Raw genomic sequence first — 26,965 nt, 5'->3', positions numbered from 1 at the left:
TTCCACGTTACCTACTATCCGAAGAGTGATGCAACAAAGCCCGCTGGAATCGAGAAAAAAAACAGTGTCAGCTACTCCAATGACAATTTAAGGTAAAACCTAAATAAATGGGAAAAACTTTGATATTCAGTCTTTGCAAGATTCTACTCGTATAGAAAAGGTAATACAAATGTTTTTTATAAATAAAACCTTAAGGCATTTTTTACTGTAGATTAATCATTTGATTATAGTATCATTCTAATTAAGCCTATGACTGCAATATCTATGAAGAATACTTTATATTTCATACTATTAGTTGCTATATTTTTATCATCCAACTTGTTTGCTGTAGAGCAGTCTGAAGAAAATATAAATCAAGAAGACGTATCGAAAAGCAATACTGATGCTGAAAAAAATTCTCCGCTTCTGAGCGAACTAAAAGAAAGCACAGACTCAACAAATGTAGTCGAAATACCTTCCAGCGAGCCAAAAGAAAGCACAACCCAAAATGTAATCAATGAAGAAGTACCTTCAAGTAATGAAAATATACAAACAAACCTACAGCCTGAAGAGGGGAATAATATAAAAGATACCAAAGCTCTAACAAGTCCTTTATCAGAAGAAAAAAAAGAAGAACCTGAAGAGAAGAAAATCAGTCACAATAATCAAACAAACCTACAGCCTGAAGAGGAGATTAGCAAAAAAGACACCGAACTTTCAACAAGCCAATTAACAGAGAAAAAGAAAGAAGAACAGCCTGACAATATAACACCTGTGAACAAAGAAAATGAAGAAAGCGAAAAATGGACAAAGCTAAACAAAGAAATAAAAAAAGAATGGAACCATAAAAGCAAGTCTATATATAAAAGACAATATGATAGCCTAAATGAGCACCTTCCTAAAACTATATTTACTGATGATTACAGTAAGCAATTTTTTTACTGCATAAAGAAGGGCAACTTAATTTGTCTAAGAGGAGTAATAAATAAGCTAGAAAAAATTGGATTAACAATTCAAGAAATACTAAGATTTAGAAATAAATTGGGTGATACTCCTCTAATTTATGCAGTGAAACAAGGTGAAATAGACACAGTTCGCTTTCTCTTATTACAAGGTGCTGATCCTAGAGTAGTTGATAATAATTTTAAGTCCCCTATTGAAATAGCAATCGAAAGGAAGCAGATCAACATAATAAACGCAATTGCCGAAATGATGCCATACCTTTTAGAGGATAAAGAAATAAACAATGAAGAAGACTCAGAGATGTATAACTTTGCTATAAAAACAAAAGAAAGTACCTGCGATGCAAAAGATAATTAGACTTTTGATATTAACTTTTCTAGTTGGTCATTTATGCTATGGAAATGAAATAGATGATGAAAAAAATCCAATCAATGATTTTTTAAGCGCTCTGCACGATGTAAAATACGTATCTTACAATAAAAAAGATTTCGCTAAATTTTTAGTACATTGTAATAAAGCAGGTATACCACAAGATTTTAAGAAAGGTTTTGGCTCTAATTTGAATGGGGCTAATTTTAGTCAATTATATTTAAATAAATCTATTTTTGAGGGAGTAAGTTTAATTGGTGCTGATTTTTCTAACACCGATTTATCAGATGTGTCTTTTATCGATGTTGATTTACGTGGTGCTAATTTTTCCAATGCTAATTTACATGGTGTTAAAATACAAGGCACAAATTTAAGTTTTTCAAAATTTGCTTCTACAAATCTAACAGATATCATATTTGATCAATCTAATATCAGTTATGCTGATTTTGTCAATTCTAATCTCAACAAAGTAAGTATGCGTAATATAATTGGTTTGCATACCAAATTTTTGAATGTAAAAATGAATTTATCCGATTTATCAAACTCAAATGCTAGCTACATAAATTTTAGTGATAGTGAAATAAACGACACTGTTATGCAGAAGAATAATTTCGACAATGCAAGTTTCTTTGGAGTGGATGCACACAAGCTCAAGATACAATTCTCTTCACTAAAAAACGCTAATATATACGGTGCTAAAATAAAAAAATTGGATTTTACAGGTAGCAATCTTTCGAACGCCTATTTTAATTCTTCTATTATAGTTGATAGTAACTTTGAAAAAGCCAATTTAAGCAATTCACAAATTTCCTATGTGAAAGGGGATAATTCAAACTTCATTAAATCTATACTAAATGGTTCCAAGATAAAACATGCATATGTTTTCGAATCAGACCTTCAGGATGCTGACTTATCTAATATTGATTTTAGTTTTAGTGAATTGTATAAAGTTAACGCCTATGATGCTAACATTTGTCACGGAAAGTTTCATAATACTAAAGTTGTGAATTCTGACATGAATGGTTCGTTCTTTGACCATTCATTGTTTACCTCTGCAAAAATAGAAGATTCAGATCTTTCCACAACTTCAATGTATAAGACAAAAATTCAAGACTCTCAAATTTATAATAGTACTCTTTCCCACCATAGTATTGACTTCAGTGAGATAGAAAATTCAATATTCTTCAAATTATTAGCTGATAATTCGAGCTGGTCTAACTTAAAAGTCACTAATTCAAATTTTATTGAAAGTGATTTCAAATCCTCCGTGTTTTATGATAATACCTTTAGAAAGACTAGTTTTTTTCTTAGCAATTTGAGTGATTCGACAATAAGTGATATGTCTTTTCTCTCTTCAAGCATATATAAAAGTTCAATTGCTGATATTCATTTAACAGATTGCAAATTTGATAATTCAATTTTGATTGACAATCAGGGACAGAGCAAAATTACAGGTCTAGAGAGTGCTATAACTTCAATTAAAGATCTGCAAGAGAAAATATCGCAGGGTGAAAAATTTGATGTAAATTATTCTTACTTTGAGTTTAAAGACATGAATTTAGAAAATGCTAATTTTTCTAATTCTCTATTAAGTAGAGCAAAGTTTGTAAACGTTAATTTGAATAAGGCAAATCTTGAAAAAGCCGATTTACGTTATACTGTCTTTGATAATTCCTCTCTTATTGATACCAATTTATCAAATTCTAATTTAGAGGGCTCTAGTCTTTTAAACTTTGATTCAAAAAATACAAAGTCTTAAAAAAGCTCTATAATGTACTTGTTAAATAAAGAAAAATGACCGTAAAAAATGAGGGCATACTACTGATTCTATCCTCTCCTTCTGGAGCTGGAAAAACTACTATATCAGAAAAATTACTTGAGCAATCAACTAATTTAGTTATGTCTATTTCTATGACTACACGCAAACCTCGTCCCGGTGAAGTAAATGGAAAAGACTATTTTTTCGTTACTGAAGAAAAGTTTCATGAACTATGTAAGGCTGGTCAAATGCTTGAATATGCTAAAGTTTTTGAAAATTTTTACGGTATACCAAAAGATTTTATAGAACAAAACCTGAGCAGTGGCATAAGTGTTTTACTGAATATAGATTGGCAAGGAGCATTTCATTTATTTGAAATCTTAAGAGAAAAAGTTGTAAGTGTTTTTATACTACCTCCCTCAATGGAAGAGCTTAGACTGCGTCTACAAAGGCGTAATAGTGATGATGAAATTGAAATAGAGCGTAGATTAGCCGAAGCGCAAAAAGAGATAAGTAAAAGTAATAAATATGATTACGTAATAATTAATGATGATCTTGATAAAAGCGTAGAAGAGATAAAATCAATACTAAGTAAAGGAATGCTTAAAAAATTAGAAGAAAAATCAAGTTTGAAAGATCTATAAAAACATTGGTTTGTCTCTTTTAGAGCACTCATGCTTCACAGTTTAGCCACATTTATTATTTTTTAAGATAAAATAGTTAAAATAGTAGACAAGTGCTAAAGTGGGGATTTGACTATGACAATAGATTTTCTAATAGAAACTAGCTTTCTGCCTTTTCACCTATATTTCGATAACATCTAGCTCAATTTAAAAGTTTAATCCAATTCGTTAACGCCAAATAGCTTTTAATATTGAGGTTTTAATATGAGTATAGATCTAAGTGTATTAGTTACTAATGCAAACAAACTAGATAAATATATAAACAAAAATGAAAAACAAGATAAAAAAGACAATCAATTGTATAATATTATAGAGAGAAAGGTAAAAAAAGAAAAATATAAGCATGAAAAACCAAGAATTCGAGATGGAACACTCAAGGAATGTAAAAGGTTATTTAAGGAAGGCGCTAGTCCTGAATTATTAACTAAATTAGAAGAATCTCTTAGAGAACAGGAAAAATATCACAGATATTATGTCCAATGTTTCCTTCCAGTGCTAGGTGAAGTAATAGAACGATCAAAAAAAATATCAAATGAAACAAAAAAACAAGTAATTTCTGAAATCAATAAAAGTTGTTCGAGTAGGTACAATGAACAAGATAATGGCTACGGTAGCGATTTTGAAAATGAAGTAAACGGAATATCAGATTCTGATAATGATGTTCAATTACTAAAAGTAATCAAAAATGGAAATAGCAGGAAATTTAGAAAATATCTAAAAGATTGCACGAATGTTAACAGCATAAAAGATGAAAAAGGAAATAATATTTTACATTTTATTGCATCGCTCGAAAAGGAACAGAAATGCAAGTTTCTAGGTACCCTAATAAAAACGGTCACCAAGGAAGATCTAGCACAACTTGTTGATAGTGAAAATCAAGAAGGAAAGACTCCTTTTCAGGTAGCACTAATTAACAAGATAATAAAAGGGAAACATGATTCTCACACAATCCAAGATAACGATAAAACACTTAAGTTTCTTACAAAATTGCTAGAGTATGGAGCCAGCTCTGACAATTTAGGATTATCTACAAAAGAATTACAATACTTAAAAGAAGAGCAAAAGACATACTATTGTGATTTCTTAGAAAAATTAGCAAAGTCAGTAAAGAAACCTGAGTTAAAATCAGAAATAAGAACAAAAATTAAAGAAATTATACCACATACCATAAATACTCCAGATAGTAATGATAATTATCAACTACATTTAGCAATTAAAGATAAAGATGAAAAATCTTTTAAGGAATTATTGAAAAAAGGAGCAGATATTAACCTTAAAGATGAAAATGGCAATAATGCTTTACACCATATTGCCTTGCTGAGAGGGAAGCAAAAAGTTACATGCTTGAAATTAATATCAGCCTTAGTAAAAGAAAGAAAAATATCTGAAGATAAATTAGATGAAGCTATAAAAGCAACTAACAGGCAAGGCAATACACCTCTAGAATTAGCACTAAAGAAAAAAGCAGAAAAAAAAAGTATCGAATACCTATCGCAAGAAACAATTTTTGATTTAGCAACTAATTATGATAATACAACAAAGTTTTGTGCAGCATTATTACAAAACGGTGCTAACCCTGATTCTTTATGGTTAGAAGATCCAGAACTCCATACTAAAAAGTACTATTTAACTTTACGAGATCTAAAAGATTGTTCAAGTACTCCACAGAAAGCACAGGAGAAAGCTAAAGAACTAAAAGAGAAGCTTGAGGAAAAATACCACTGTGGAACTGCTTCGAAAAAATGTCAATCAGGCATTAAAAAGCTAGGTTCTGGTGTAAAAAAAGGAGCATCTGCTGTATGGAAATGCATTGATCCGGGCAGGAGAGCTAGTGTATTGTTAGCAATCACAGTAGCAACTACTATTATTACAATGGTAACACTTTCTTGCTTCCAAGGACAAATTGCAATTGGAGCAGCGTTACCCATCATAGCTATAACAGGCACGGTCTGTCTGATAGTCACTTTGGGACTTAGCGGCATTAGGAAACATGTTAAAGAATTAACCAATGATCAGCAAACCAGTAAAGATAATCTCCAAACTGCAACACAACCTGAAAATGTTACTGAACAACAAAATTTAGCTAACAACTCAGCAGCACAAGAGCAGTCAGAACATACAGAAAGCCCAGCTACTCAAATGAGCTATGTATCAATACTACGTCAATTTATAAATAAACCAGATGGGTTAACTAATAAATTCTCTTTTCCGGGGCGATGAAATCAATCTCATCGCTCAGAGTTTTTTCAGCAACTTTTTTATAGTCAATTTCTACACTAACTTGGCTTTTCTCTTCTTTAAGCCATGCTATAGTATGCTTCATCCAGTTTTTATCATCACGTTCAGGGAAATCTTCACGAGCATGAGCACCCCTGCTTTCCTCGCGATTAGCTGCGCATTCCATGGTAATAACTGCTTGTGGAATCATATTGGCAAGCTCCAGCGCTTCAACCAAATCACTATTCCATATCATACTGCGATCTTCAACTGCAATGTTAGGCATCATTTTTGCTACTTCTTTTATAGCTTTTTTACCTTCCTCTAAAACTTCAGCAACACGGAATACCGATGCATATTTCTGCATAGTGTGCTGCATTTCACTTCGTATTTTTGCTACTTTGAACTCTCCAGAAGCAAATCGCATTTTATTAAATCTATCTACTATCAAGTCTGTGCAGTCTGAATGCAATTTTTTATGTGGTGTATCAGGTTTCAATTTTTCTTTTGCCCTAAGCGCGGCAGCTCTACCAAAAACCACAAGATCAAGAAGCGAGTTGGAACCTAGTCGATTTGCACCATGTACAGAAACACATGCTGCCTCTCCTATTGCAAATAATCCTTCTACCACTTCTTCTTTACCTTTTTGCAACGTGATCACTTCCCCATGATAGTTGGTTGGAATACCTCCCATGTTATAGTGAACAGTTGGAATAACAGGTATCGGATCTTTAGTAACATCAACTCCTGCAAAGGTCTTTGCTGTTTCACTAATACCTGGCAATCTGAGCTTTATTACTTCCGGATCAAGATGAGCTATATTCAAGTACATGTGATCTTTCTTTGGCCCAACTCCCCTTCCCTCTCTAATTTCAATTGTCATTGCTCGACTTACTACATCACGAGAAGCCAAATCTTTTGCCTTTGGCGCATAACGTTCCATAAACTTCTCACCCTGAGAATTAACGAGGTACCCACCTTCACCGCGGCATCCTTCCGTCATCAAGCACCCTGAGCCATATATTCCTGTTGGATGAAATTGCACAAACTCCATATCTTCAAGTGGCAACCCAGCTCTTACCACCATGCCATTACCATCACCTGTGCAGGTGTGTGCACTTGTTGCAGAAAAATAAACACGTCCATAACCACCTGTTGCTATTACCACAGAATGTGCACGAAATCTATGCAACGTACCATCACACAGCGACCAAGCTATCACCCCACAGCATGTCCCTTTGTCCATAATCAAATCGATTACAAAATATTCGACAAAAAATTCAGCGTTAAATTTAAGACATTGCTGATATAGAGTATGAAGAATTGCATGACCAGTTTTATCTGCTGCTGCACAAGTACGCTGAGCCGATTTTCCTTTACCAAAGTGAGTTGTCATTCCACCAAAGGCACGCTGATATATTTTTCCATCTTCCGTACGAGAAAAGGGTACACCAAAATTTTCAAGTTCAATCACAGCTTTGGCAGCATTTTTACACATATACTCTATTGCATCTTGATCGCCAAGCCAGTCTGAACCTTTTATTGTATCATATGCATGCCAGCGCCAGTCATCTTCAGCAATATTACTCAAAGCTGCACTAATTCCTCCTTGCGCTGCAACTGTATGACTTCGTGTAGGGAAAATTTTAGAAATGCAGGCAACTGAAAAATTAGTTGCAGCCATTCCAAGTGTTGCTCTAAGCCCTGCTCCACCTGCACCTACTATTACCACATCATACTCATGCTCTATGATTTCATACGCTGACTTATCCATATCCACTTATTTTATCATCACAGGCTTATAATATCACAGAAGTAGAAAAAATCTATACAAGTTTTCTGGATGTAAGCTTCTGAAACAAATCTATAGTAAACGATGTAATAACAATCATAGGGCGTCATGAAAGTAGCTGAAATTGGAATGAAACTATCATAAAGGAATAAGTGTAGTTACTTACATGACATTGATGACTTATGCCTATTTAACTAGATCTAAAATCAGACAGAAAAAGGTAATCTTGATAAAATTCATTGACAACAAGTTCTCTTGCGTTTGAATTTTCCGTTTGCACTTTTTTGTATCCTAATTTATGGCTTATTGAATCTTTATATGAACTAACTGCTTTATATATCTTACTTACCTCTCCTGGAAAGATACCACCAACAATTATAACGCATAAACCTGCAACTGTTGCAAAAGCTAGAGTTAAACTTTGCCTCCAGCTAGCTTTTTTTTCTTGTATACCAGCAGGACACAATTCACTTGACATTTCTTTTAGATACTCATACCACATGTGATTGCAGTTTGTACATTTCACTTTTCTTCCAGATTCACCTATTTGCCTACGAGATACTAAGTAAGTTTTAGTACAATTATGACATTGTATTTTCATAGTGCTTACGTATAAAATAATATAAATTTGATATCAATATGTATATAATAAATGAAAAACTTGCAACTAAAAAATTACAAGATGAGATAGAAAATATTTGGAAAGATAAAGAAAAACTTAACGACTATAATCTAAAACACGAAGCAAGATTAATAATCAAAGAGGTAATTGAGTTACTTGACAGTGGTAAAATTAGAGTAGCAGAAAAGCTATCAAGTGGAGAATGGATAGTACATAAGTGGATAAAGCAGTCAATATTATTACATTTCCTCACTGAGGAAAGCAAAATAATAGACAACACCAATTGCTGGTTTGACAAAATCGGTAGTAAGTTTAGTGAATGGAATGAAGAAAAATTTTACCATTCAAAAATTAGAGCAGTTCCTGGGTGTTTTGTCCGCCAATCTGCTTACATAGGTAAAAATGTTGTTCTAATGCCAAGCTTTATCAACGTTGGTGCATACATTGATTCTGGCACAATGATAGACACTTGGTCAACAGTTGGTAGTTGTGCACAAATAGGGAAAAACTGCCATATTTCCGGTGGAGTGGGAATAGGCGGAGTTCTTGAGCCCATTCAAGCTTCTCCAGTCATTATAGAAGATAATTGCTTCATTGGAGTGCGTAGTGAGGTAGCCGAAGGTGTTATAATAAGAGAAGGATCAGTTCTTGGCATGGGTGTGTTTATTGGAGCATCAACAAAAATTATTGACAGAGAAACAAGCAAGGTATTTTATGGTGAAGTACCACCTTACTCTGTAGTTGTACCAGGATCTACTCCACCTAAAAATAACATTTCAACCTATTGTGCAGTTATAGTAAAAAAAGTGGACGAGAAGACGAGATCAAAAACTTCTATAAATGAAATATTGAGAACCTAACTACTTGCAGTCATTTTTTTTATCATTATTACTAACTACAGTAATAGCATATGCACATAATTCTGAGAAAGAGATTCCATTTTCTTTAGATAACTTATATAATTTTTGCAGACTTTCTTTGACTCTATTAGGTATGTTTCCTCCACGCTCCTTTGCAAGCCATGAATCTTGATAGTGAATTGGATGAGTATCACTCTTTGGATCTCCTATGTATATTGCAAAAGGTGAACTTTGCCCTTTGAAATCACACTGTACAGTAAATTTTTTTATAGACTCAACCATTTAAAGACCTCTGCTTTTCTTTTTAACCGATTTTATAGAAGGTACAAGAGGTGGTTTTTTGATAAAATCTTGCCTATTGAAAACACTTTCTTCCCCTTCTAAAGCTCTGCGAATATCAGCTCTGCTCAATTGTGACTCTTTTGCTAACCTCATTCCATGCTTTACCATAATATTAGCATATGCTAACACTTTTTTTACTAACTCTAGGTCACCATTCAGCATTTTAACTAATGCTTGAAATACCTCCGCTAAAGTTAATCCATCAGCACCTACAACCTTATTTTCTACAAAATTGACAACTTCTTCAAATTTATATTCAACACCATCATCTTGAGGTATAAGGGTAACATAATCCGTATCTTGACTATTCATAACCAAAGCACTATCGCCTTTAAACTTATATTATATATATAAATACTCCACTATTTTATAGTATGGCACGCTATAGTTAAACATTTATTAATAATATGCTTACTTATATACACGAATTAATTGATAAAAGCCAAGGATCAATATCCATCAGTAATTTTATGAATGCTGCTCTATATCATAAAGAGTACGGCTATTACATGAATAAATTACCACTTGGCAAAGATGGTGACTTCATTACTGCACCTGAAATTAGTCAGCTATTTGGTGAAACAATTGCAGTGTGGATAATGAATACATGGGAAAAATTAGGAAAGCCATCAAAATTTTCTCTAGTTGAACTTGGACCAGGTAAAGGAACACTCATTCATGATGTAATAAGAGTCACCAAAAAATATAGCTGTTTTTTTAGCTCAATGGACATTCATCTAGTTGAGATAAGCCCTATTTTACAGAAAATACAAAAGGAAAAATTAAAGGGATTAGATATTAATTGGCACACAGATGTCGACAACTTACCAAATCAGCCAACTATTTTTTTTGCAAATGAGTTATTTGACGCCCTTCCAATTGACCAATTTATTTATCGTGATGAGCAGTGGTATGAAAATAGAGTAATAAAACAAGATGATGGCAGTCTTTCATTGTCACTCCAGTGCTTAACCAGACCAAAAACTGGATTCCAGACTGGAATGACAGGGGGTTTCAATGGTGCAGTAGTGGAAGTATGCCTAGCCGGAATCGAAATATTAAAGAAACTTGAGAATAAGATAGTCAATAACGGAGGAGCTGCCCTGATTATAGATTATGGTTATGTATATCCTGAATATAAGAGCACTTTGCAATCGATAAGGCAGCATAAATATACTAATTTTCTTGAAAACGTCGGTAATAGTGACATCACTGCACTTGTGAACTTTCAATCATTAAAAGATTCATTAAGGCACGTAAATTGTGAGATTTTGACTCAAAGAGAATTTTTACACCTTTTTGGTATAAAGGAAAGAGCACAAGCTTTAATGAAAAATGCAAGTAATGAACAGAAGAATAAGATCTTCAGTGAATTTTTAAGGTTAACTGAAAATATGGGTACTCTCTTTAAGGTAATGCTGATTCACCATTTGTAGTCTTGTGTAGTTCTTATGTTAAACATACAAATACTAAAAAATTTACAGAATAAAAAAGGTAAAAAAAACGTATCTGTTCAGCAGAGTAGCAAAATAAGATAGACAGATAAGACTATCATAGGAACAAATAGGTGTCATGAAAGTAGCTGACACTGGTATGACAACAAAAAAGTTACTCAAATGACACCCTTTTGATGCACAATTTTTGGTGCATCACGTACTGATTTTCATCCAAGACGATGTCGTGCCAGTGCGTGACACTGGCATCCAGCCTTTTCGCGCAAAAGACGTTGTAAAGTGTTTACCAACTTAGTTGGATCCCAGCTGGAATAACACTTGGTTATGCAAGAAATCTATTGTCAAAAAAAATTACTTCCGCATATTTTGAATCTGATTATAATGACAATTAGAGATATTTTAAGAGCTCAAAATCTATCTTTGTCTGCAGACTTTCAGTTAACTGACCTTACCCAGAAAAAGTAGACAGAAAGTTAAGACGTTTTTGCTATGAGAATGATGAATCAAAAAGCTCAGGAATGCAATAGTTAATAGTAGAATGTCTACGCTGTTTATTATAAAAAATTTCTATATATTCAAATATTGCGGTTTTAGCTTGTTGTGCAGAGTGTTGTGAAGTATCAATGAGTAACTCTCTCTTAAGTGAACTAAAAAAGCTCTCTGAAACAGCATTATCATAACAACAACCTTTGTGACTCATACTAGAAGTAATATTTTTTGTACTTAGTAAAAATTGATAATTTTTAGAGGTGTATTGCGATCCTTGATCGCTATGAAATAGTAGATTTTTAGCAGATTTGCGCCTACCAATAGCCATGAATAACGCATCTATAACTAATTGCCTATTTACTGCATTACTCATTGACCAGCCAATCACCATGCGTGAATATAAATCTATTATTGCTGCCAAATATAACCATCCTTCATTAGTTTTTATGTACGTAATATCAGTTACCCATATCTTGTTAGGTTGATCAGCGATGAAATTCTGATTTAATATGTTAGGAGTTATAACTCTATTGTCTATTTGTGGTTTTTTACTTTTAAACTTTCGTCTAAGCTTAGCTTGAATGCCATTTTTCTGCATAACATTTTGCACTGTTTTGATGTTATAATTTTTACCTAAAGCCTTTAATTCAGCGTGAATTTTAGGAGCTCCGTATCTGCATTGTGATGCTCGATATACCTTCTGAATATCTTGTATGAGCTCTTCTCTTATTGATTTTTTGTTGTTTTTTTCCTTAGTAATCCATTTATAATAACCACAAGCAGATACGTTCAAAAATCTGCATGATTCCCGTATTTTATAGCATTTTTTATGTTCTTTTATAAAAGAATATTTTACTCTTTTTGGTTTGCAAAATATCCCAGGGCTTTTTTTAAAATGTCTCTTTCCCTCGTTACTCTTGCCAGCTCTTTCTTTAAATCAAACTTTTCTTTGTCACAATGAGCTACTTTCCCTTTTCCTGGAAACGCATCTACTCCAGACATTCTATCATTGTATGTTTTTACCCATCTGCTTAATGAATCACCGCTAATACCCAAATCTCTTGCTATTTTTGCTGATGATTGACCTGTTTCTTTTACTAGTCTTATAGCTTCAATTTTGAATTCTGCTGTATATTCTTTTCTTTTTGTCATACCACACCTCTTTGAAAAAACGTTTTATTTTACTTCAAAAACGTCTTAACTTTCTGTCTACTTTTTCTGGGTAAGGTCAATTGGCTGGTCAATGAGTAATGCAGTAAATAGGCAATTAGTTATAGATGCGTTATTCATGGCTATTGGTAGGCGCAAATCTGCTAAAAATCTACTATTTCATAGCGATCAAGGATCGCAATACACCTCTAAAAATTATCAATTTTTACTAAGTACAAAAAATATTACTTCTAGTATGAGTCACAAAGGTTGTTGTTATGATAATGCTGTTTCAGAGAGCTTTTTTAGTTCACTTAAGAGAGAGTTACTCATTGATACTTCACAACACTCTGCACAACAAGCTAAAACCGCAATATTTGAATATATAGAAATTTTTTATAATAAACAGCGTAGACATTCTACTATTAACTATTGCATTCCTGAGCTTTTTGATTCATCATTCTCATAGCAAAAACGTCTTAACTTTCTGTCTACTTTTTCTGGGTAAGGTCAGTCATGACAAAAAAGGCGTTAAATCTGATGTCTCATATACACAAGAGCCTACATCAGAAATGTCTAAGGTCAATGTGAGAGAATTAGCAAATAGGTTCCGCGGCTAATCATTATTGGATTTTTCTAATAACAATTGCTTAAGATTTTATAAACTGTGCATATAGTACTCTATAAGAGAAAGAGAAGTGTGACAGCTTCTCTCTTTCTTAACCACTTGCTGAAGAACGTTTATCTTCTGTGGTATCTGGTGATGGAGCAACTAATCTGCTCAAAATCTCATCTTTTGGTCCCATATCATAAATAACACCATCTGACATGATAATCACTTTATCAACTACGGATAGTAACGGTAGCTTATGAGTGATGATAACAGTGGTAGTATTTTGCTCTCTTGCAACATTGATTGCATTAATCAAGCGCGCCTCTCCATTACTGTCTAAGTTAGCATTCGGTTCATCAAGCACTAAAAGCTTAGTATTACCATAAAAAGCCCTTGCAAGTCCAAGAAGCTGTTTTTGGCCACCAGAGAGTATTACTCCTCCAGGTCCTCCTATTGTTGTATCATACCCATTTGGTAAGCTCAGTATTAATTCATGTATTCCTGCAATTTTTGCTGCTTTGATTATTTCTTCAGGATTTGGATCTGGTCTCATGCGGGCAATATTAGCTTTAACGCTCGTGTTAAATAACTCAATATCTTGAGGTAAGTAACCAACATAATTACCAAAGTTTTCTCGATTCCAAGTATATACATCAGCACCATCTAGTCTGACTACACCTGATATGGGTTTCCAAACACCAACGGTTAGTTTTGCAATGGTCGACTTACCAGAAGCACTTGCACCAATAACACCAACAACATCCCCTGGTTCTATTACAAATGAGATTCCTTTTACTGTTGGCTTATTGCTCCCATAAGGAGTAAAAAATACCCTATCAAATTCCAACTTCCCTTCAGGCTCTGGTAGAGCCATAGTTTGCTCTCTTTTTGGGGATGTTAGGATAAGTCTTTGCAGCCTGCCATATGACATCTTGGCTTGATTTAAAAATTTCCAAGTATGAACTGCTGCATCAAATGGAGCCAATACTCTACCCATCAAAATCGAGGCAGCAATAATGCTACCGGCAGTTTTGTGAGCTGTGATTGCAAGTAATGCACCTGTTCCAATTACTGAAATTTGGAGAGTTGAACGTAAAAATTTAGTAATACCAGTAATTACATTAGAACGATTCTGTGCTGTGACTTGCATTGCACGATTTTGATCATTCCGTTTACACCAATCAGAAACTATAAATTCTGACATACCCATAGCCTCAACCACCTCTGCATTTCTTGTTGCAACATCTATAGCATTAATATTACGTATAGTTTCTTCATTGGTTTCTCGCAATATACGCTTAGTGGCAAGTTCATTCCATACTGCCATTGAAACTAATATAATGATCCCGGCAATAGCTATAAACCCTGTAGAGGTATGTATCATAAAGATCACAACAAGGTAAATTAGCGACCATGGAGTATCGAACAGTGAAAATATACCATTTCCTGTAATGAAATTTTTTATTACTCCAAGATCTCGTATTGCTTCACCACTTGAAGTTGAGCTTTGTACTGATGTTAACCTGATTGACCTTACTATTAGATCTGGTGTTGCAGTTTTATCAATCCAATCACCAATTTTAGCCATAGCTAAATATCGACAAGTTTCAAGCATTGCAGAACATGCAAACGCAGATAAAGTAATAATCGTCAGCATAACTAGTGTTGACACACTCTCGCTCGATATCACTCGATCAAGTACCTGAGAGGTATAAAGTGGCAAAAATAACATTAACGCATTAATCCCTGAGCTAAACCAGAAAATAAACCAAAACGCACTCTTGCACTTCTCTAGACAAGTATATAGTATACTTTGCTTTAATTCCTTTTTTATTGACGGAGTGATTTCCACAATCTTCCTTTTTATTTAATTATATGTACCATATATAGTTTTTATTTCAAAAGTATTAACAGTTATTGCCTTGCCATATCATTAATGTAATAAAATATTAATGATATGCGAATATAAACTTTTTCATGGAAATTTAGCAAGGCTATCTAATTTCTTCTCTACTATAACCTTATACGATAGCCTTGCCAATTGTTCTACGTTTTTCTTATCTACTACTAAATGACAGTTTACTAGAATGCTTACTATCACTCCTCTGAAAGTTGATGCTATCAGAGTCAGTGACTACAATCTGCATCTCTTTTCCTCTTTCTATATGATCAGGAAGTATTATATATTCCAATGATCTAGCTGTAATTGCTCTTTTTCTCACACAAGATGGACTTGAATATACCCTTGGTCTATATCTTTCGAATTTAAAACAGTCAACAGTAATCCCCTCCTCAAAGTTAGAAAGTATTAGAGATGGAGATTGACTAACTTCCTTATCACTCACAGAATTATTTGCACTACCATAACTCACATGACGCGCTGCACTATGATTGTTACCACACTCTTCTCTTGAGGTTGAACCGCTTGGATTAAAAGGAGTCGAAAATATTGAATACCCATTGGTATCACCAAATCGTTTTATCAACCCACAGTTTTCTTCATTCATTTTTGTAATATTCTCGTGATTAGCACCTTCTGATAAGCTTGATGAAGCAATAAGATCTTCTTTTTTCTTACTAAAGATATTGCCTATTTTTAGCTTAGTTGCAACATTCTTGAATTTGTTTTTCGGAGCTTTTGGTTTAATTTCTGGATGCTCATTTATAGTAATTACACATGATGGATTATCTAACTTGTCCATTGTATTTTGTACTCTACTGTTGCGTCTTGAATACAGACTAAGTTTTGTTGTTAAATCATTCAAAACAGGTGAACTTTTTCTACCTTCTAAAGACTTATTCGAACATAGTACTGCACTACCACCCCTACTCATTTTCTGAGGAGAAATATTGAGTTTGTCTTTACTCTCTAATCTAGTTTCATGCGTAAACTTGTAAAGTTCATTTTCCAATCGTGAAATATCTTCTGCATTCTTTATTAATAGTTCCAATATTGAGTTGTATTCCTCCAAATCATGATCTCCTACTTTTGTCTTAGCTAACTTTCCTGTAGCCTCTTCAATTCTGTTCATTTTTTCAGTATAGTTTTCTATCTTACGTTTAACAGGTTCTTTTTGAAGGCCAATCACTAAGTTGTATAAGATAAGTAAAAATGATATCGAAGAAAATGCAATGGAAATCCAGGTAGGAATTTCTTCCTTTTCAGATTCTGCATTATTATACTTAACGCAAACAGAAATAATCACACTTGATATTGACATGGCCAGATTATAGTAGTCTAGAAGCTTTTTGCTTCTTTCTTGATCTTCCATATTAAGTTTATCATATTTCCTTTTTTTGTTTTCCCTTATTTCAAAAAGAAATCTAAAAATAACCTCAAGATATTTGTGTCACCATGTTTAAAAGCATAATCTAAAGCTGTTTTTTTTGCATTATCCTTTATATCAAAATTTATCTTCTTATTTACAGTTTTCTCTCCGGTGCTGATTGTTAGGTAGAATAAGGCTTTAATAGCTTTTTCCCTTAAGTGCTCATTTTGTTTACGCTTTTCTAAAACCAACTTTTTCAAAAATTGACCTTGCTTAAAATCCTCATTTATAGTTTTTTCAAAATCATTATCACTCATTACAAGATAGTGTAATGCTGTTCTTCCAGATTTAGATACAACATTTAACATTTTCTTATTATAGGGGTAATGATTATCTGTCATAAAATATTCTATTAACTCAGCATTAAGGCTCATGGCAGCTAAATGTAGAGGTATAAGCCCTTGACTGTTTGTGTTAAAAAGTGGTACTGTATTCCTAATAGTTGACTCGGCAATACTTTCAATAACATACTGAGAGAATTCTATGTCGTCGGCAAGAGCAGCCATGTGTAACGGTGTATTGTCATTTTCATCATATAACACTTTGATGCTAGCAGCCACCTTTTTACCTACAAGTTCTTTTGACACAAATTCAAGACATTCCTTATTGCCGCTCAAAATAGCTGCAAATAACAACCTTTTTTGTGTATTTTGTTCTAAAAAAATACCCTTTGGGCTTTTTTTTACCAAATACTTAACGCATTCTACTCTTCCACTGAGAATAGATAAGTGTAGTAAAGTTTGTCCATCCTTATTTTTCTTACTTAATATTTCTCCCACTCTCTCTTTTTTAAAAAGGTGCTCAAGGCATGATTTATTACCAACACGTGCTGCCATATGAAAGACGGTGTCACCGTTGCTATTCTCACGCAAAACCTCTTGATAAACGTCAAATTTCTTCTCTTCCAACTTTTTTTCTATCATGCTTAAAAACGATAAATCAAGTTAGGCAGCAAAATGTAAAGGGGTGTTTCCTTCATTATTACTCTTATTTACTTGCATGCTTCTGTCTATTAATAGACTCACACATTTTTTTCTTAGTTCTGTTTCTGTATTACTCGATAGAGCTAAGTGTAGGGCCATATTTCCTTTGCGTGTTTCTGTACTTAAATCGTAATCAGGAAATTTCTTGAGTAAAGATGTTAGACAATCATACTTCCCGTACATTGCAGCTAAATGTACAAGATCTCTTCCATAATCACCTTTGGATTGAAGTATGCTATTTCCTATATTTTCATAAAATAGCTCTATACAATATGAATTACCATGTATAATAGCAATATGTAAGGGGGTGTTACCTTGTTTATTCTGAACAATTTTTGCACCTGATTTAATAAACAATTTCATTAGCTGGTTATTTCCATGTTTTGCAGCTATATGCAATGGGGTGTTACCATCTACATTTTCTTGATTAATTTCACTTTTTAGTCTACCTAAAAATTTTAGATGCTCTATAAGAAAATTTATGGCATTTTCTTGAGTTTCTGAGTTACCTACAATCTTATGAAAAGGATTCTCATTATATTTATTTTTTAAAAATTGTACTTGATTATCAATGAAGAATTTTATGCACTCAGCATTTCCAGATTGCACAGCATAGTGTAATGCGTTATTTCCATATTTATCTGTTTTAATTTTCCCCCTATCAAAAATTCCTTTTGCTGTCAATATTTCTTTTAAATATTCTAGGAGGTTAGGACTTCCGCTTCTGGCAGCATAGTGTAACTCGTTTTTATTATTGGTAGTGCAACTAAAATTTGCTTCATTTTCTATGAGAATTTTCAAGCATTCTTTATTGCCAGATTTAGCCGCATAGTGTAGTGGTGTTTTACCATCTCTATCTTTATTCCTTACTGCTTCTTTAATGTCAAAATTAGAATTTTCTATCACAAAACATAAAATATCTTCTTTACCTGACTCAGCTAAATAATGTAGAAGTGTTTTATCATTACTATCTGCAAAATTCTCCAATTTTATAATCAATTCTCTGCCCATACCAAGAATTAGAGATACAGCTATTTCAACATGAATATCATAATTCCTATTTTTCTTTTGTTCTTTCCCAATTCTTTCAATAGCCACTGTTAATAGCGAAGAACCATCATTACTTGTTATATTCCATCCATCTTGACGAAATTTTTCAGCTAATGAATCACTTATATTTTCTGCTAAAATCCTGCTTTTTATACAATCAAGATTATTAGTACATATATTATAGTTTTCTTTTTGAGTTACTTTATTAATATAATCATATATGATTATTAGGTCTTGCTTATTGACTTTATCTTCTGAATTGCCTTGTAATGAAGAGAGGTCTATCTCACTAATTGCTCTGGCCATACTAACGTTTCCCGCAACAAATAAACCTGAACTGAGTGTCTTTGCGCTTGTACTAGATTTAGCTTTGAAAACACTAGTAACTGTGTCAAATTTGTTTTTGAACATACTGTACCTCATAAATAATAATGCCGGCAGTGAATAAGGCTTTAGTAGATACCACTGTAATTTTTAAGCCTACAAAAATTTACCAGCGGCCGCATTATATAGTAGATAATTTTTTGTGCTAGTAATATTTTTCTAATTCCCACTTTTGCCTTGGTGCAAAGTCAAGAGAGTCTACATAGTTTCTCTGTAACCTTTCAATTCCTGTCCATCCAACCATCACTGCATTGTCTGTACATAAATTGCTTGGAGGAGAAAGCACGTTCAAGTCTATGTGCTTTTTTAATCTCTCTTTCAGGAAATTATTTGCTGCAACTCCACCAGTAATTACAAAATCATTGATTTTAATATTTAAAGATACAGCGATACCAATAGCATTTCTGACTCTATCGAGTAATATGTCGCTAATACACTCTTGAAACGAAGCACACATATCACACACATCCTGTTCACTCATTACAAATTCTCGTGCTAAGTTTTTTACCGCTGTTTTAATTCCAGAAAATGAAAAGTCACATCCAGAACGTTTTATCATTGCTCTTGGCAGCTTAAATCTCATACCATCACCTTTTTTAGCTAATTTTTCAATCAACGGACCTCCTGGATAGCTTAGACCCAGTGTCTTAGCGACTTTGTCAAATGCTTCTCCTAATGAGTCATCAAGCGTTTCTCCAAGTTTGATGTATTTACCTACATCCTGTGCAATTAAAAATTGGCAGTGACCACCTGATATCAGCAGGACTAAAAACGGAAATTTAACCTCATATAGTAGCCTAACAACTAACGCATGTGCTTCTAAGTGATTAACTGCAATAAACGGTTTTTGTGTTACGTGTGCAATTGCTTTAGCCATCATTGTACCAACTATTAATCCACCTATGAGTCCTGGTCCTGATGTTGCTGCAATTGCATCCAAATCACAAAAATTAAGGTTATATTTTTCCATAGCACTTTTTATTAAACCACTTAAATGCTTCATATGAGCACGTGATGCTATTTCAGGAATCACTCCACCACACTTTTTATGCTCTGCCTGAGAAAGAATTTCGTGAGCAAGCACTTGCTTATCACTATTTACAATCGAAACTGCAGTTTCATCGCAACTTGTTTCAACCGCTAAAATGGTTTTCATATATATTTGAACTCTTTAAATTGCGAGAACTATAACTTAAAATGTTGAAGAAGTTAACTGTATTCTGCTGAGCTAATTATCATCTTCAAATATAGAACCAATTTTTTTGCTTCCAGGAGAAAATTTATTAGTCCAACTGCTTTGTACTTTGTTTATATCTTTAAAAGCAGTTTTATCGCTATATTCCTTTACTTCTTTATCTATTCTCTCCATTATTTGTAGATCCAGGTAGCTCTTTTTCCATTGGTTAGTAGCAAGAAGTACTCTGTTTAAATCTTGAGTGCGAATTAGATATTCTTTATCTTTAGGATAAACTTCCTGAGCCCAAGCAAACAGCTCAAAATAGCGTGCGAATAACTCAGACGCACGTGATTTTGGAGTTTGATAAGCTTGTATCTCTTCAAATATAATTTGACCAATAATTTTTTGTACCAGAATATTTGACTGCTTTAAGTTCTGCTCAATATCCTGATAAACTTTATAGAGAAATTCTTGCTCTAAGCTTAAGTTCAGTTCATTTTCAACCATATGTGAAAGTTCATGTACTATGATGTAAGGATTTGACCTTCTTAGCACAATAACATACTTATTTAAACCAGAAGAACGAATTGTCTTACACACTCCCTCTTCCATATCCACTAATCCTTCTTGATATATTTCAAACGAGAGTCTATTTTGCTTTATTAGTGACAAAGTGAGGTTTAATGTATTTCTAAACTTCTCAAATTGATAGAGATATTTGACATATTGTATTACGTTTTCACTATTTCCTACTTGAGTTGCTTGTTTTATTAAGTTCCTGATTAGCATGCTTCATTATTAAAGGAATTTTCTTTATGCTCAAGAATTATAAAGTGTTTTCAGGAAGTATAGCTAAAAAAGTTTAATTTACTTACATTCCGCTACTTATTATTAGCCAAGAGGTATCACGTCAGTATGACTTAGGAATGTACTAGATATAAAAGTGCAATATCAAATATATTTTACTAAAAATCAATCAACTTTTCACATGTTTGCTCTTCATAAAAGAAGCTCAATGTTATCGTAGTACCAAGTTTTGCTTCACTTTGAATGTTGAAAGTCCCACCCATTAACTCTACTAATTTCTTGCTTAGAGGTAATCCGATACCTGTGCCTTCGTTTCTATATCCCGAATCTGCTTGGCCAAAAACGGACATAACTTTATATATGTCCTGCTGCATTATCCCTATTCCATTATCATGAAACTCAATAGTTAATAAATTTTTTTCTATATTCTCTTTAATAATCATTCTTATTAAACCACCTTGAGGAGTGAACTTGATTGCATTTGATAACAAATTTATTATAACTTGCTTCATTCTTTTGGGATCGGCGATAACTAATAATTGTTTATCAGATATCTCTTTCTTTAAACTAATACCTGTTTCTTTTAGTTTAGGTGATAACATTTTTAAGCACGAATCTATTATCTTATTCAGATTAAACTTCACTTTCTCTACTGTTAAACTACTTGATTCAGCTTTAGAAAAATCGAGCACATCATTAATCAAAGCAAGTAAATGTGTACCAGCATTATATATATCGTCTACGTACTCCTTGTATTTAGAGTGATCTACCGAACCTAAAGTTTCATTTTTGATCAACTTTGCAAATCCAATAATAGCATTAAGAGGTGTACGCAACTCATGTGTAACACTTGCAAAAAATTTTATCTTATTTGCATTTTCTTGCTCTAATGCCTCTTTAACCCTTTGTAATTCAATATTAGTTTTATGCTGCTTGGCTAGCATTTGGGTATTGGAAAAGTGCAAATAAAGCATTATTAGTATTAAGATAACCAGTAATAAGCCCATTAATATTGAAAATAGACTATATACCATAATATAAGAGTCATTATAGCTTTGAATGATCTTCAAAAAAAATGAAGGCTTAATGTCATCTTCATGAAATATAGGGAAAGTAGAAGTTAATGTATTTCCTGTAGCGTAAAATATTTCTTGATTGCTTAGCAATTTATCAATTTCATCATTTGTAAGCAACTGCTCATAGTCATGACCTTGAGTATTAAAATTACTGAAAATTACTCTGGCATTTTGATCATACAGTATTAAGCTAAAATTTCTTACTTTGCTTACTGATTGTAACAATTCAGCACGCAATTTTACCAACTGGTTTATGTAATCAAAACTGTTATATTTAATATGATGTTTTTCTATTAGTAAATAATGATATTTTTTTATTATACTATTTTCCAATAGATCTTTTAAGTTTGCATTTGAATTACGGTAAAAAGAAAGAAAATTATTCTTTAATGAATAACTGCGGTATATTGTGCCCAATAAAACCACAAAAATTAATAAGAATAGCGAGATAATTTTTGTATATCTATTTGTTTTTAGTGTAGTAAAAATTAATTTACTTAATTTATACATATTCTTCTCATTGTGAAATAACGTCTTTTATGGTATTAATAAAAAATTAGCATATCATACTTTTATGACAATTTCTCCTATCTTGCCAGTTTATTCTCCTATTAACATAAATTTTTCTTATGGCAAAGGTATTTACTTGTATGATATCGATAATAAGCGCTATATAGATTTTCACTCTGGAATAGCTGTTAGCAGTTTAGGTCATGCCAACCCACGATTAACTGATGTCCTAAAATTACAAGGAGAAAAACTATGGCATATATCAAATACCTATAATATATCTACTGCCAACAAATTTGCAGAAAATTTAATAAACAACAGCTTTGCTAATACTGTATTTTTTGCAAATTCTGGATCAGAAGCAGTGGAATGTGGACTTAAAATCGCTAGGGCCTATCAAAATGGAAAAGGTAATAAAAATCGCTATAGAATTCTAACATTTCATGGTGCATTTCATGGAAGGACATTTTTAACTTGTGCAACAAACGATAGACAGAAATTTTCTGAATTACTGAATCCTTATATTGACTGGTGTGATAACATAGAGCCCAATATTGAGAGTGTAAAGAAAGCAATTTCTAATGGCATAGGTGTTATATTAATAGAACCAATACAGGGACAAGGTGGTATTAAAGTAATGAGTGAAGTCTTCATGAAAGAGCTAAGAGAACTATGTAACGAAAACGACATACTGCTATTTTTTGATTGCGTTCAGTGCGGTGCTGGCAGGACAGGAAAGTTATTTGCATATGAACACATAGGAATTAAGCCTGACATATGTGCTCTTGCAAAAGGAATAGGAGGAGGTTTCCCTCTGGGGGCTTGTCTTGCAACTGAAAAGGTTGCTAAGTACATGGCGGTCGGTATGCATGGTTCTACTTTTGGTGGTAATCCACTTGCAACTTCAGTAGGTAATGCTGTATTGGATGAATTGCTCAGCCCTGGCTTCTTAGAAAATGTTGAAGTTAGAGGTAAGTCTTTAAAAAACAAACTAGAGGACTTAGCAAGCAAGTTTCCAATGATAGAAGAAGTGAGAGGAAAAGGGTTGATGCTAGGAATAAAAGTAAAAATGAATAACCAAAAATTTGCAGAAGAGCTAAGTCACCGTGGTTTACTTACTGTTGGAGTAACATCAGATAATGTTCTAAGAATCTTGCCTCCACTCATTATCACTGAAAAAGAGATTGATGAAGGCATTGAAATTCTCACTCAGTATTTATCTGAAAAGTTCTAGTTAAAAACTAAACCTTCCTGCTCACTAGTTGTTGGCTGTATCAAAATTGCAGATAAAGCAGTAGCTACAACTTTATCAGCTACTTCATTTGTACACTTTGCCTTTTCCTGTTCTCTTATCAGTGTAAGCTCATTTATATCACTTAGTGAGTCAAATTTTGTTATATCCTCAAATATAAACGATTGCACGATGTCTTTCGGAATATTGAGAAAAGCCGAGTTACCAAGCGATAATGTCATATCTAACAAACTTTTCATTGAGCCGTTTCTCAAAACACATTTAGACAGTTCTCCTAAAAGAATTGGCACTCCAAAAATAAAAAATGCTCCTCTCACTAAATAGGTCGTTATTTCATATAACAATGCACCACACAAGAGTGCCAGTGGTCCAAATACTATAAAACCGCAAAGTAAAGGCAATGGCATGGTCTGACCTGATGATATTCTACCTATAAGCTCCATTGAAATTATAAACCCAATAAGTAACATAGCTCTACCTAGATATGTCCTTTCTTTAGAGCGTTTGTTAAAGTTTTTCTCACGTAACTTAGAAAAATCATTGTTAACTCTGACTTCAAAAATATTATGGTTGATTTTTAATTTTAGCTCTAAGTCCTCTATTCCATGATACCACTTATGACACCTTACAATTTCATCAATTATCGTACTAACTTGATTATTGATTTTGTATAATTTGCTTTCTTGATATAAGTTGCCTTGATAATATTTTTCTCTCAAGTCTACACAATTTAAATTCTTTAAATCACATAAAAAATCTTTGATTTCTTGTGCCATTTTATTAGCATCATTTTCGTAGCCTACAGCTTTCAAAATTGTTACCAAGTGTTTATTTTCAATTTGAGCAATTGTTCTATCTAATGCACGTATATATTGCTTGGATTGAAAATATGAGATGATTTTTTCTTTACATCTATCCTCATTGCCTTCGTACAAACTATTTCTTTTGAAACTGCTGTCATGTTCTTTGGCAATTTCTAATGCATGAACCTGACCTTACCCAGAAAAAGTAGACAGAAAGTTAAGACGTTTTTGAAGTAAAATAAAACGTTTTTTCAAAGAGGTGTGGTATGACAAAAAGAAAAGAATATACAGCAGAATTCAAAATTGAAGCTATAAGACTAGTAAAAGAAACAGGTCAATCATCAGCAAAAATAGCAAGAGATTTGGGTATTAGCGGTGATTCATTAAGCAGATGGGTAAAAACATACAATGATAGAATGTCTGGAGTAGATGCGTTTCCAGGAAAAGGGAAAGTAGCTCATTGTGACAAAGAAAAGTTTGATTTAAAGAAAGAGCTGGCAAGAGTAACGAGGGAAAGAGACATTTTAAAAAAAGCCCTGGGATATTTTGCAAACCAAAAAGAGTAAAATATTCTTTTATAAAAGAACATAAAAAATGCTATAAAATACGGGAATCATGCAGATTTTTGAACGTATCTGCTTGTGGTTATTATAAATGGATTACTAAGGAAAAAAACAACAAAAAATCAATAAGAGAAGAGCTCATACAAGATATTCAGAAGGTATATCGAGCATCACAATGCAGATACGGAGCTCCTAAAATTCACGCTGAATTAAAGGCTTTAGGTAAAAATTATAACATCAAAACAGTGCAAAATGTTATGCAGAAAAATGGCATTCAAGCTAAGCTTAGACGAAAGTTTAAAAGTAAAAAACCACAAATAGACAATAGAGTTATAACTCCTAACATATTAAATCAGAATTTTATCGCTGATCAACCTAACAAGATATGGGTAACTGATATTACGTACATAAAAACTAATGAAGGATGGTTATATTTGGCAGCAATAATAGATTTATATTCACGCATGGTGATTGGCTGGTCAATGAGTAATGCAGTAAATAGGCAATTAGTTATAGATGCGTTATTCATGGCTATTGGTAGGCGCAAATCTGCTAAAAATCTACTATTTCATAGCGATCAAGGATCGCAATACACCTCTAAAAATTATCAATTTTTACTAAGTACAAAAAATATTACTTCTAGTATGAGTCACAAAGGTTGTTGTTATGATAATGCTGTTTCAGAGAGCTTTTTTAGTTCACTTAAGAGAGAGTTACTCATTGATACTTCACAACACTCTGCACAACAAGCTAAAACCGCAATATTTGAATATATAGAAATTTTTTATAATAAACAGCGTAGACATTCTACTATTAACTATTGCATTCCTGAGCTTTTTGATTCATCATTCTCATAGCAAAAACGTCTTAACTTTCTGTCTACTTTTTCTGGGTAAGGTCACTCATATTGATTTGCTGCGTTAACATCTGCTCCTTCTTGGATTAAAACCTCTACTGTCTTTTCGTGACCAATAAAAGCAGCGAAATGCAAAGGAGTAATATCGTGGTAACCTTTCTCATTAACATTTGCTCCTTTTGCTAGTAAAAACTCTACTGTCTTTTCGTGACCATTCTCAGCAGCTAAATGCAAAGGAGTAATATCAACCAAATTTTTCCGATTAACATCCGCTCCTTTTTCGAGTAAAACCTTTACTACATCTACGTGACCATTCTTAGCAGCTAAATGCAAAACAGTATTACCCGAATGATATCTCTCATTAACATCTGCTCCTCTTTCTAGTAAAAGGTTTACTATATCTACGTGACCATTCTCAGCAGCTAAATGCAAAGGAGTCATATCAAACCAATTTTTCCGATTAACATCTGCTCCTTTTTCTAGTAAAACATTTACTATATTTGTGTAACCATTCTCAGCAGCTATCGTTAATAACGTACACTCAATACAGAAGGAGAGAGAAAATACATAATTTACATCAAAATTACCTATCTCCCACAACAAATATAGAAATAGATTCTGTTCCTCTAGTTCTGTTTTTATTTTCTCAATATTTAAGCCTTCCTTAACCTCAATCGTACTCAGTACTTTTTTCAGTGATTCATATCGTTTTATCACAATTCTACTCTCAATATTAAACAATATGTTTAATTATTACATGATTATGATAAAAAGTCAATTAAAACAAGCTAATAACCGGGATTGTGAATAGTAAATTAGATTCAAATAGACTCTTTGGTGTTATTTCAGTGTTAGACCTTTTCATATCCTTACAAGCAAATTAA

General features: G+C 33.0%; 25 protein-coding genes. 10 read left to right on the top strand and 15 right to left on the bottom strand.

What is annotated here, in order from left to right; all coding sequences use genetic code 11:
* The first annotated feature begins 264 nt into the window (after nt 1-264).
* The 4 genes from ABWU52_RS01970 (at nt 265) to ABWU52_RS01955 (ending at nt 5,973) form a co-directional block, all read left to right on the top strand.
* The gene (locus ABWU52_RS01970) at nt 265-1,299 is read left to right on the top strand and encodes an ankyrin repeat domain-containing protein (RefSeq protein WP_353277682.1); all 1,035 of its coding nucleotides are present in this window, start codon (nt 265-267) and stop codon (nt 1,297-1,299) included.
* Complete coding sequence (locus ABWU52_RS01965; protein WP_353277301.1) at nt 1,283-3,070, top strand: pentapeptide repeat-containing protein; 1,788 nt, start codon at nt 1,283-1,285, stop codon at nt 3,068-3,070. Before ABWU52_RS01970 ends, ABWU52_RS01965 begins: the two co-directional genes overlap by 17 nt.
* Nucleotides 3,071-3,105: 35 nt before the next feature.
* Nucleotides 3,106-3,714, top strand: a complete 609-nt coding sequence (gmk, locus tag ABWU52_RS01960) for a guanylate kinase (protein ID WP_353277299.1) — start codon at nt 3,106-3,108, stop codon at nt 3,712-3,714.
* Nucleotides 3,715-3,957: 243 nt separating this feature from the next.
* Entirely contained in the window at nt 3,958-5,973 is a 2,016-nt protein-coding gene (locus ABWU52_RS01955) for an ankyrin repeat domain-containing protein (RefSeq protein WP_353277297.1), read from the top strand.
* Here the strand turns inward: ABWU52_RS01955 and sdhA are convergent.
* Together sdhA and ABWU52_RS01945 are read right to left on the bottom strand one after the other, a co-directional pair.
* On the bottom strand, nt 5,945-7,744 hold the full coding sequence (gene sdhA / locus ABWU52_RS01950; RefSeq protein WP_010406910.1) for a succinate dehydrogenase flavoprotein subunit: 1,800 nt from the start codon (nt 7,742-7,744) through the stop codon (nt 5,945-5,947). The genes ABWU52_RS01955 and sdhA overlap by 29 nt on opposite strands.
* Nucleotides 7,745-7,952: 208 nt before the next feature.
* Nucleotides 7,953-8,363 (bottom strand): zinc-ribbon domain-containing protein, encoded by a 411-nt coding sequence (locus tag ABWU52_RS01945; RefSeq protein WP_353277295.1) that lies wholly within the window; start codon nt 8,361-8,363, stop codon nt 7,953-7,955.
* A 38-nt stretch (nt 8,364-8,401) separates the two neighbouring features.
* On the opposite strand from ABWU52_RS01945, the gene dapD reads away from it, so the two are divergent.
* On the top strand, nt 8,402-9,244 hold the full coding sequence (gene dapD / locus ABWU52_RS01940) for a 2,3,4,5-tetrahydropyridine-2,6-dicarboxylate N-succinyltransferase (RefSeq protein WP_353277294.1): 843 nt from the start codon (nt 8,402-8,404) through the stop codon (nt 9,242-9,244).
* Here dapD and ABWU52_RS01935 read toward each other — a convergent pair whose 3' ends face one another.
* Together ABWU52_RS01935 and ABWU52_RS01930 are read right to left on the bottom strand one after the other, a co-directional pair.
* Complete coding sequence (locus ABWU52_RS01935; protein WP_010406917.1) at nt 9,245-9,526, bottom strand: DUF2610 domain-containing protein; 282 nt, start codon at nt 9,524-9,526, stop codon at nt 9,245-9,247.
* Nucleotides 9,527-9,898: a hypothetical protein gene (locus ABWU52_RS01930; RefSeq protein WP_010406921.1), complete on the bottom strand. Its 372-nt coding sequence runs from the start codon at nt 9,896-9,898 to the stop codon at nt 9,527-9,529. It abuts the gene before it with no gap.
* A 95-nt stretch (nt 9,899-9,993) separates the two neighbouring features.
* Here ABWU52_RS01930 and ABWU52_RS01925 point away from each other — a divergent pair, with 95 nt between their 5' ends.
* On the top strand, nt 9,994-11,022 hold the full coding sequence (locus tag ABWU52_RS01925; protein ID WP_353277292.1) for a class I SAM-dependent methyltransferase: 1,029 nt from the start codon (nt 9,994-9,996) through the stop codon (nt 11,020-11,022).
* A gap of 505 nt (nt 11,023-11,527) precedes the next feature.
* On the opposite strand, the gene ABWU52_RS01920 is transcribed toward ABWU52_RS01925, so the two are convergent.
* On the bottom strand, nt 11,528-12,406 hold the full coding sequence (locus ABWU52_RS01920) for an IS3 family transposase (protein WP_353277659.1): 879 nt from the start codon (nt 12,404-12,406) through the stop codon (nt 11,528-11,530).
* On the bottom strand, nt 12,382-12,681 hold the full coding sequence (locus ABWU52_RS01915; protein ID WP_064085359.1) for a transposase: 300 nt from the start codon (nt 12,679-12,681) through the stop codon (nt 12,382-12,384). The genes ABWU52_RS01920 and ABWU52_RS01915 overlap by 25 nt, the downstream gene beginning before the upstream one ends.
* A gap of 91 nt (nt 12,682-12,772) precedes the next feature.
* Between ABWU52_RS01915 and ABWU52_RS01910 the strand changes: the two genes are divergently transcribed.
* Nucleotides 12,773-13,147, top strand: a complete 375-nt coding sequence (locus ABWU52_RS01910) for an integrase core domain-containing protein (protein ID WP_353277290.1) — start codon at nt 12,773-12,775, stop codon at nt 13,145-13,147.
* A 250-nt stretch (nt 13,148-13,397) separates the two neighbouring features.
* Here the strand turns inward: ABWU52_RS01910 and ABWU52_RS01905 are convergent, their stop codons facing one another.
* The 7 genes from ABWU52_RS01905 to ABWU52_RS01875 all read right to left on the bottom strand — a co-directional run bounded on the left by ABWU52_RS01905 (nt 13,398) and on the right by ABWU52_RS01875 (nt 22,607).
* Entirely contained in the window at nt 13,398-15,143 is a 1,746-nt protein-coding gene (locus tag ABWU52_RS01905) for a type I secretion system permease/ATPase (protein ID WP_353277288.1), read from the bottom strand.
* Nucleotides 15,144-15,348: 205 nt separating this feature from the next.
* A complete protein-coding gene (locus ABWU52_RS01900) occupies nt 15,349-16,563 on the bottom strand; it encodes a hypothetical protein (RefSeq protein WP_353277287.1) in 1,215 nt (404 codons plus the stop codon).
* A gap of 35 nt (nt 16,564-16,598) precedes the next feature.
* Nucleotides 16,599-17,543 (bottom strand): ankyrin repeat domain-containing protein, encoded by a 945-nt coding sequence (locus ABWU52_RS01895; RefSeq protein WP_353277285.1) that lies wholly within the window; start codon nt 17,541-17,543, stop codon nt 16,599-16,601.
* Nucleotides 17,544-17,564: 21 nt separating this feature from the next.
* On the bottom strand, nt 17,565-19,064 hold the full coding sequence (locus ABWU52_RS01890) for an ankyrin repeat domain-containing protein (protein WP_353277283.1): 1,500 nt from the start codon (nt 19,062-19,064) through the stop codon (nt 17,565-17,567).
* A gap of 118 nt (nt 19,065-19,182) precedes the next feature.
* Nucleotides 19,183-20,193: a tRNA (adenosine(37)-N6)-threonylcarbamoyltransferase complex transferase subunit TsaD gene (gene tsaD, locus ABWU52_RS01885; RefSeq protein ID WP_353277282.1), complete on the bottom strand. Its 1,011-nt coding sequence runs from the start codon at nt 20,191-20,193 to the stop codon at nt 19,183-19,185.
* 72 nt (nt 20,194-20,265) lie between these two features.
* Complete coding sequence (locus ABWU52_RS01880) at nt 20,266-20,721, bottom strand: hypothetical protein (protein WP_353277280.1); 456 nt, start codon at nt 20,719-20,721, stop codon at nt 20,266-20,268.
* 458 nt (nt 20,722-21,179) lie between these two features.
* Nucleotides 21,180-22,607: a sensor histidine kinase gene (locus ABWU52_RS01875; protein WP_010403276.1), complete on the bottom strand. Its 1,428-nt coding sequence runs from the start codon at nt 22,605-22,607 to the stop codon at nt 21,180-21,182.
* Between the two features lie 64 nt (nt 22,608-22,671).
* Between ABWU52_RS01875 and ABWU52_RS01870 the strand changes: the two genes are divergently transcribed.
* Nucleotides 22,672-23,841, top strand: coding sequence for an aspartate aminotransferase family protein (locus ABWU52_RS01870; protein ID WP_264682909.1), 1,170 nt, complete (start codon nt 22,672-22,674; stop codon nt 23,839-23,841).
* Here the strand turns inward: ABWU52_RS01870 and ABWU52_RS01865 are convergent.
* A complete protein-coding gene (locus ABWU52_RS01865) occupies nt 23,838-24,794 on the bottom strand; it encodes a hypothetical protein (RefSeq protein WP_353277278.1) in 957 nt (318 codons plus the stop codon). The two genes, ABWU52_RS01870 and ABWU52_RS01865, sit on opposite strands and share 4 nt — an antisense overlap.
* Before the next feature lie 134 nt (nt 24,795-24,928).
* Between ABWU52_RS01865 and ABWU52_RS01860 the strand changes: the two genes are divergently transcribed.
* Together ABWU52_RS01860 and ABWU52_RS01855 are read left to right on the top strand one after the other, a co-directional pair.
* A complete protein-coding gene (locus ABWU52_RS01860) occupies nt 24,929-25,228 on the top strand; it encodes a transposase (protein WP_064085359.1) in 300 nt (99 codons plus the stop codon).
* Entirely contained in the window at nt 25,204-26,082 is an 879-nt protein-coding gene (locus ABWU52_RS01855; RefSeq protein ID WP_353277659.1) for an IS3 family transposase, read from the top strand. The genes ABWU52_RS01860 and ABWU52_RS01855 overlap by 25 nt, the downstream gene beginning before the upstream one ends.
* 41 nt (nt 26,083-26,123) lie before the next feature.
* Here ABWU52_RS01855 and ABWU52_RS01850 read toward each other — a convergent pair whose 3' ends face one another.
* Nucleotides 26,124-26,798, bottom strand: coding sequence for an ankyrin repeat domain-containing protein (locus ABWU52_RS01850; RefSeq protein WP_353277276.1), 675 nt, complete (start codon nt 26,796-26,798; stop codon nt 26,124-26,126).
* Between the last annotated feature and the right edge of the window lie 167 nt (nt 26,799-26,965).

Origin of the sequence: Wolbachia endosymbiont (group B) of Villa cingulata (assembly GCF_964028285.1) — a bacterium.
Lineage (GTDB): Bacteria > Pseudomonadota > Alphaproteobacteria > Rickettsiales > Anaplasmataceae > Wolbachia.
The sequence above is the reverse complement of the archived record's forward strand: the minus strand, read 5'-3'. Positions and strand labels throughout refer to the sequence as shown.